Source organism: Lactobacillus fornicalis (genome assembly GCF_055362665.1).
In genome coordinates, this window is the sequence record NZ_JBLTIM010000035.1 from 1 (window position 1) to 7,590 (window position 7,590).

Here is a 7,590-nt window from a genome sequence, read left to right on the forward strand (position 1 = left end):
AAAAATTTGACAGTTTCGTATTTCTGGAATTATAAAAATTAATTTTTAAGTTATAAGTATTTATAAACAAAAAAATAGAAATACCCTTAGGCATTTCTATTTTTTAAATGAATTATTAAATTTTATTCAACAGTAACACTCTTAGCCAAGTTACGTGGCTTGTCAACATCTAAGCCCTTATCTCTAGAAGCATAGTATGCAAGAAGTTGAGTAGGAATTACAGTTAATAATGCAGACATGTAGTAATTAATTTCAGGTAATACAATATCATCTGAACTGTTAGCAAATTCCTTGCTTACAATTGTTACAATGTTTGCACCACGAGAAACTACTTCTTGAATGTTACCACGAGTCAATTCTGCAGTGACTGGGTCATTAATCAAGGCAATAACAGGTGTGCCATTTTCAATTAATGAAATAGTTCCGTGCTTAAGTTCAGCAGCAGCAAAACCTTCAGTTTGAATATATGAAACTTCCTTTAATTTAAGTGCAGCTTCAAGTGCAACAGCATGATCAATGCCCCGACCAATGTAGAAGGCATTTCTTGATTTAATCAAGTACTTGTCAGCAATTTCCTTAAGCTTTTCTTTTCCATCAACAAGTTGTTGAATTCCTTCAGCTGCAATTGCCAAATCATGGTGTAAGTTCCATTCTTGTGCTTCCTTAACACCGAGCTTTTCACCAAGAGCCTTAGCAAGAACTGCTTGAACAGCAACTTGAGCTGTATAAGCCTTAGTTGAAGCAACTGCGATTTCTGGGCCAGCTCCTAAAAGCATAGTGTAAGTAGCTTCACGAGATAATGTTGAGCCTTCAACGTTAGTCATAGTTAAGCTTGGGATGCCACGTTTGTTAGTTTCCTTTAAAACAACGCGTGAATCGGCTGTTTCACCAGATTGAGTTAAGAAGATAAAGAATGGGTTCTTACTCATCATTGGGAAATGATAACCTGCTTCTGATGCATAGCCAACTTCAGTAGGGATGCCAGTGTAGTGTTCAAACAAGGCTTTACCTACTAAACCTGCGTGGTAACTAGTACCAGCTGCAAAAATGTATAAACGGTCTGCTTTAGCTACTGCATCAACAATCTTTGAATCTACTTTAGGATTGCCAGCATCATCAAGATAAGTTTGAGAAATGTGGCGCATTACACCTGGTTGTTCATCGATTTCTTTGAGCATGTAGTGTTCGTATGTTCCCTTTGATGCAGCATTAGGATCAATGTCTAACACCTTTGGTTTACGTTCTACTTTTTCACCATCGATTGTTTCAATTGTGTAAGAGTCTTTAGTAATGTCACCAACATCACCATCTTCAAGACTAACAAAAGTTTTAGTTTGATCTAAAACAGAAATAGCATCTGAAGCAATAATGTTAAAGCCATCACCTAACCCAAGCATCATTGGTGACTTGTTCTTAGCGATAAATACGTGGTCTGGTTCTTGATCATCAACAAGCAAGAATGCATATGAACCTCTAACAAGCTTCAAGGCTTCCTTAAAAGCAGTAAATCCATCTAAGTTCTTATCACGTGCAATTTTACTAATTAATTGAACAATGACTTCAGTATCAGTATCTGAATGGAATTTAACACCTTGTAAGTACTTGTCTTTTAATTCAGTATAGTTTTCAATAACACCATTGTGAACTAAGTAAAAACGCTTAGTTTCATCAAAGTGAGGGTGAGCATTGTCAACAGTTGGCTTACCATGTGTTGCCCAACGAGTATGACCAATACCTACTAAACCATCTTCATCTGGGGTCATTTTTTCTTTTAAGTTTGAAATACGGCCAACTGCCTTTGTTAAATATTCATGCCCCTTTAAATCGTTTAAGTAAATGCCCGCAGAATCATATCCACGATATTCCAAGTTAGTTAAACCATTTAAAATAATATTTCGTGCAGCCTTACCAACAACACCAACGATACCACACATAGAAAATTCTCCTTTGGTCTAGTTCAATTTTCATTTATCGGACTAGTTAATTTTTATTGTTACAAGTGCAATAATAGCCTTTTTTAGCAAAGCGGTCAAGAATTATCTTTATAAATTGGTATATCTTTAAGTGAACCTAAAAGATAAATTAAAGAACTAGCAATATATCTTAATAGATGGAGGATTCGTTAGATATTTTTTACATAATTTATTTACAAGAAAGTTTTTAGAGGATTTCTCCTTATACATTAACAATTCCCAAATTAGTTGGGGCAGCAGCGAGAAGTCTCAAATCAAAAGTGACTTACTGAAAGGTGCCCCAATCAATGGCAAGCCAAACTGGTTACATTCCAGTTAACACGCAAGCTTTGAATTCAGGAGAATACAAAAAGTCTAAGAGTGTCAAAGCACCAGCTATCTTATAATTTACTACTAAAAAGCTTTATACTATTCCAATTTCTAAAAATTCCTATGCAACCTTCGCTGATTTAAGCTCAATCATGGAAAGCATTTTATCTCAAACAGCCAAGGGCAACAATGTTAACACTGCACTCAAAGCTGGTAAAGTTAAGTTTGACAGTGACTGGAAACAATAAAACATTAATTTTATAGAAAAATATTCTATAAATAAAAGCATTGGTAAAAGTTAAATTTACCAATGTTTTTTGCATTTATTCGTACTTATTTAAGATTTTGGTGAATTATAGTTTTGATTTCTGCATCATTTAAGCTGAAGTCTGAACCTACAGTTTTCTTAATTTGCTTAAATAAATCTAGCTCATTAATTTCAGGACGCATTTCTTTAATTGTCAGCGTGAGAGACCTCACTGTATTCTTGTCTCCTGCTTCTCGGCCTCTTTTTTCCGCTACTGCTGTTTCTTCTTTCATCCTTAATTCTGCTGTTCTCATAAGATTTCTCCTTTTCGGATCATCATTGTATTCTTGAATTTTTGTCTGAATCTCTTTGAAGATTCCTTTTGATTCTATTTTATCATCGTTCATTAGTTTTTTGAGATTTAACAAATCGATATTTTCATTTCCACTACCTTTTGAATTAATGATGATATTTTCCGCATTATTTTTTAGTTGAATACTTTTATCTTCGTCATCATAAAGATGAAAGCTATAACGCAACTTTCCCTTTCCGAACGGGTCAAAAGCACAAAGAAAAATTAGATAAGTTCTAGATAGTGAAGTATACGGCTCTCCGCGATCCAAGGTATCCCTATCCATTGATGATTGATAATATCTCATTCGTGGCCCAATGTCATGGTTATTATTAACCTGCATTTCACAATCGTACAAGTTACCAGATTGGTCTTTAACTGCAATATCGAGTCGAACTGATTTACTGCGCTTGTCACTCTTTGGCCCTAATTCTTTTTGTGCATCAATACTTTCTACCAAGACTACATTTACATCAGGTAGTGCTGCTTGAATAATCGCTTTACAAAAACGTTTATTTTGCATAATACTACCAAAAATTTCATCATTTGTGAAACCATAAAACTTAGTGTCATTAAATGGCATAATTACCTCCATAAATTGCTATTTGCAATAAATAGATACACTAAATATTGCCAATTTTTTGAGATAATTTACAAAGTCTTTACATAAATTTACAAAAGTAAAAACAGGTGCATAATGCACCTGTTTTCTATATTAAAGTTTTTAAAAATACCGCTAATAAACCTCCACATATCGGACCAAGAATTGGAACCCAAGCATAAGACCAATTTGCTAAACCCTTATTAGGAATAGGTAATATCGCATATGCTAACCTTGGAGCAAAATCACGGGCAGGATTTAAAGCAAAGCCAGTTGTTCCACCTAAAGTTTGGCCAATTACCATAATTAATAGTCCGACAATTAATGGTTTTAAACCTTGAGTGAAATTCCCAAGATTAAGTAAGCAAAAAATAAAAATAAATGTCCCAATAAACTCTGATAGAAAATTAAATAAATTATTCTTTATTGCAGGTCCTGTTGTAAAAATACCAACACTATTTCCTTCTTTTGCTTTAGTTTCTTTAAATTGAGGATAATAATGAATTGCAACAATTACTGCACCGATAAATGCACCTAAAAATTGTCCAGCTAAATATGGTAAAACTTGGCTAGATGGGAATTTTCCAAATGCCGCTAAAGCTATAGTAACCGCTGGATTCAGATGTCCTTGCGAACCAACTGAACCAGCTACATAAACTCCAAACGTTACAGCTAATCCCCATGCAATAGTAATGAAAAGCCAATTACTTCCATGAGCATAATTTTTCTTCAAATTGACTGCCGCACCACACCCAGTACCAAGGGCAATTAAAATCATTGTCCCCATTAATTCTCCTAAGAAACCATCCATCTTAATCTCCTTTAACTTTTAAGTCAGCTAACTGCTTTTCAATTTCATCAATTGGAGTATTTACTTGCAATAAAGAAGTAGCTACATATGCACTTTCGATTAAAGCTGTATCATGAATTCGGATTTCTTTATCGCTCATTTCGCAAGCCATTTCTAAATTCATCCTGGCACTACCTAAATCATAAAATGCTAAAATCTTATTAGCTTTATTATCATCAACAGCTTTTGTGATTTTATTTATACTTGTACCAATTTCATTTTCTTCTGTCCCACCAGCATAAGTTATAGAAATATCTGGCGCAACTTGTTCCAAAAGTTTTGGCAATCCTTTTGCTATTTCAGGAACATGAGAAACAATTAAAATACCGTATTTCATTATTCTTCCGCCTTTAATAAATTAGTAAATAAATATCCACTTGAAACAGCACCTGGATCAAGATGTCCAATTGATCTTTCACCCAAATATGAAGCTCGTCCCTTTTTAGCTTGCATATCTTTTGTAGCATCAACTGCTTCTTGAATTTTTTCTTCAGTCAAGGTGCCATTTTTGATGTCTGGCAATACCTTTTCCCAGACATCAACCATGGTTTTATCACCAGCACTGGCTCCACCACGTTTTTTAATACCAGCTAATGCTACTTCTAGGAGATCATATAAATCATTAGTCTTTAAACTTGCTTTAGCCATTTCCAAAAATGCAGTCCCATAAAGTGGGCCACTTGCCCCACCAACTTTCGATATGAACGCCATAGCTGTTAATTTTAAAGCGCTAGTTAAATCTTCTGGGGCTTTTAAATTAAAACCCTCTTCAACTGCACTAACACCACGAGCCATGTTATTGCCATGGTCCCCATCACCGATTGCAGCATCTAATTCACTTAAATATGCCTTGTTTGATTCAACTTTTTTAGCAAATAAACGAAGCCATTTTTCATACAAATCTAAAGTTAATTCCATAACCAAAACCTCCTACCATGCAATTGTTTCAACAGGCTTGTTCAAGTAATCAAGCCATTTTTCATCAGCTAATTCAAGCAATGTAACTGAAATACCAGCCATATCAATCGAAGTCATGTAATTTCCGATTTTTATAAAACTCGGAGTTATGTTTTTCTTTTCTAGCCAATCAAGGACATCATTAGAAAAAACATATTGTTCCATTAATGGAGTAGCTCCCATACCATTAATCAACAATGCATATTTTTTCTCACTATCAAGTTGCATACTTGCATCAATTTTACTTAATAACTCTTCACACAATTCACGAGATGGTTTAATCTTTTCTCTTCTATATCCTGGTTCTGAATGAATTCCAACTCCAAATTCAATTTCATCTTCAGGCAAATTAAATCCAGGCTTCCCAACTTCTGGTACAGTTGCTGCACTCAAAGCAACTGCAATTGTATTAATATGCGGTAAAACTTTTTTGGCCAGTTCATCAAGCTCATCAAGACTTGCTCCTTCTTGTGCTGCAGCTCCAAGAATTTTATGCATAAAAATCGTTCCAGCTACTCCACGCTTACCTTGTGTGTACAAACTATTTTCAACTGCAATATCATCATCAACCACAATTGATTTTACTTTAATTCCATCCATTTCAGCTAAATCTTTAGCCATATCAAAGTTCATCACATCGCCAGAATAATTTTTAACGACCATGAATACACCTTTTCCTTGGTCAACTGTTTTAATTGCTTCATAAATTTGATCTGGAGTTGGAGAAGTAAATACTTGACCACATATTGCAGCACTAAGCATTCCTTTTCCAACAAAACCTGCATGCGTAGGTTCATGACCACTGCCACCACCAGAAATAACTCCTACTTTGCCAGTCATTGATAACTCATCAGACCGAACAACTGCTTCGGTTCCAGGAATTCGTTTTAAGATTTTTGGATAACTTCTTACTAATCCGCTAACCATTTCTGGAACAACATTACTTGGATCATTAATAATCTTTTTCATATGTATATCCTCGATTTCTTGTTCTTACTCTTTACAATTTATATGTTATCGTAAAGCGCTTACAAAAATAATGGACAAAAACACAATCTTGTCCATTATCGCTTTTAATAATTTTTAAATGTAAATTCAATTGCATTAACTACTTTTTTTGCAAGTTCATCGTACTCTACTTCTGGTTCGTGATACAAATTAGCTGTCATAGTATAAGTCATTCCTAAACAATAAGTTTCAACAAAGTCTTTAGCCTTTTGATTGTTACTCAGCCCTTTTTCTTCGAGAATATGAAACAGTAAAGTAGTTACATGCAATGCAATCATTGAAACAATATCAACTTCGGTCTGTGATTTTAAAACACTCCGATAAAACTTAGCATGAAGTTCTATATCATAAAAAATCAACATGATAATTTCTTCCCAATTTAAGTAATCGATATTGTCATCAATATTTTCTTTTAAGTTCATGGAAACAACATAGTAAAGTAAATCGTACTTATCTATGAAATTATCATAAAATGTTTGTCGACGAATATTGGCAACTTTCATAATTTTGGCAACTGATGTATGTTTGAATCCATTTTTTGAAACTTCATTAATAAAAACTTGGCTAATTTTTCTTTTGAGTCGGTCAGAAATAATAGTCACCTCCAATGTATTTTTGTGTGCATATAGTTCATTTTACAAAAAAACATGACCCAATATAATAAAAGTCATGTTTTGATTTAAATTAAAATTGTCCACTTCTAATAGCTTACTCTTCTCTTAAAATTGCCTTTATTTCTTCATCAGAAGGGGAAACTTTGGTATTTGTTCTTATCCAAGCCAGCCCCTCTGATACTGTTGCATCCGGTTGCAAGGCTTTGAATACTTTCACTGTATTCTTTTGTTCTTCTACTCGCCCTTCTTCGCGCCCTTCTTTTCTCGCTACTGCTGTTTCTTCTTTCATCCTTAATTCTGCTGTTCTCACAAGATTTCTCCTTTTCGGATCATCATTGTATTCTTTAATTTTGCTCTGAATCTCTTTGAAGATTCCTTTTGATTCTATTTTATCATCGCCCATTAGTTTTTGGAGATTTAACAAATTGCTATCGCCCGTACTAGTTCCTTTGAAACAACATTCACATCAGGTAGCGCTGCTTGAATAATCGCCTTACAAAAGCGTTTATTTTGCATAATACTACCAAAAATTTCTCATTTGTGAAACACTAAAACTTAGTGTCATTAAATGGCATAATTACCTCTATAAATTGCTTTTTGCAATAAATAGATACACTAATTACTGCCCTTTTTTGAGGTAATTTAAGACTATACTGATTTTACGAAACTGTCAAATTTT

Annotated in this window: 7 protein-coding genes and 1 pseudogene; all 8 read right to left on the reverse strand. The window is 34.0% G+C overall.

What is annotated here, in order from left to right:
• Window positions 1-122: 122 nt before the first annotated feature.
• Window positions 123-1,934 (reverse strand): glutamine--fructose-6-phosphate transaminase (isomerizing), encoded by a 1,812-nt coding sequence (gene glmS / locus ACNDLV_RS06575; protein WP_006587300.1) that lies wholly within the window; start codon window positions 1,932-1,934, stop codon window positions 123-125.
• Window positions 1,935-2,615: 681 nt separating this feature from the next.
• Entirely contained in the window at window positions 2,616-3,464 is an 849-nt protein-coding gene (locus tag ACNDLV_RS06580) for an Rpn family recombination-promoting nuclease/putative transposase (protein ID WP_022091156.1), read from the reverse strand.
• Between the two features lie 127 nt (window positions 3,465-3,591).
• Window positions 3,592-4,293, reverse strand: a complete 702-nt coding sequence (locus ACNDLV_RS06585; RefSeq protein ID WP_006587298.1) for an MIP/aquaporin family protein — start codon at window positions 4,291-4,293, stop codon at window positions 3,592-3,594.
• 1 nt (window position 4,294) lies between these two features.
• Entirely contained in the window at window positions 4,295-4,669 is a 375-nt protein-coding gene (gene dhaM / locus ACNDLV_RS06590; RefSeq protein WP_006587297.1) for a dihydroxyacetone kinase phosphoryl donor subunit DhaM, read from the reverse strand.
• Complete coding sequence (gene dhaL / locus ACNDLV_RS06595) at window positions 4,669-5,250, reverse strand: dihydroxyacetone kinase subunit DhaL (protein WP_048588355.1); 582 nt, start codon at window positions 5,248-5,250, stop codon at window positions 4,669-4,671. Before dhaL ends, dhaM begins: the two co-directional genes overlap by 1 nt.
• Before the next feature lie 12 nt (window positions 5,251-5,262).
• Window positions 5,263-6,258 (reverse strand): dihydroxyacetone kinase subunit DhaK, encoded by a 996-nt coding sequence (gene dhaK / locus ACNDLV_RS06600; RefSeq protein ID WP_006587295.1) that lies wholly within the window; start codon window positions 6,256-6,258, stop codon window positions 5,263-5,265.
• Window positions 6,259-6,362: 104 nt separating this feature from the next.
• A complete protein-coding gene (locus ACNDLV_RS06605) occupies window positions 6,363-6,899 on the reverse strand; it encodes a hypothetical protein (RefSeq protein WP_006587294.1) in 537 nt (178 codons plus the stop codon).
• A 106-nt stretch (window positions 6,900-7,005) separates the two neighbouring features.
• Window positions 7,006-7,344, reverse strand: a pseudogene (locus ACNDLV_RS06610) (Rpn family recombination-promoting nuclease/putative transposase); the annotation flags it as partial.
• Window positions 7,345-7,590: the final 246 nt, after the last annotated feature.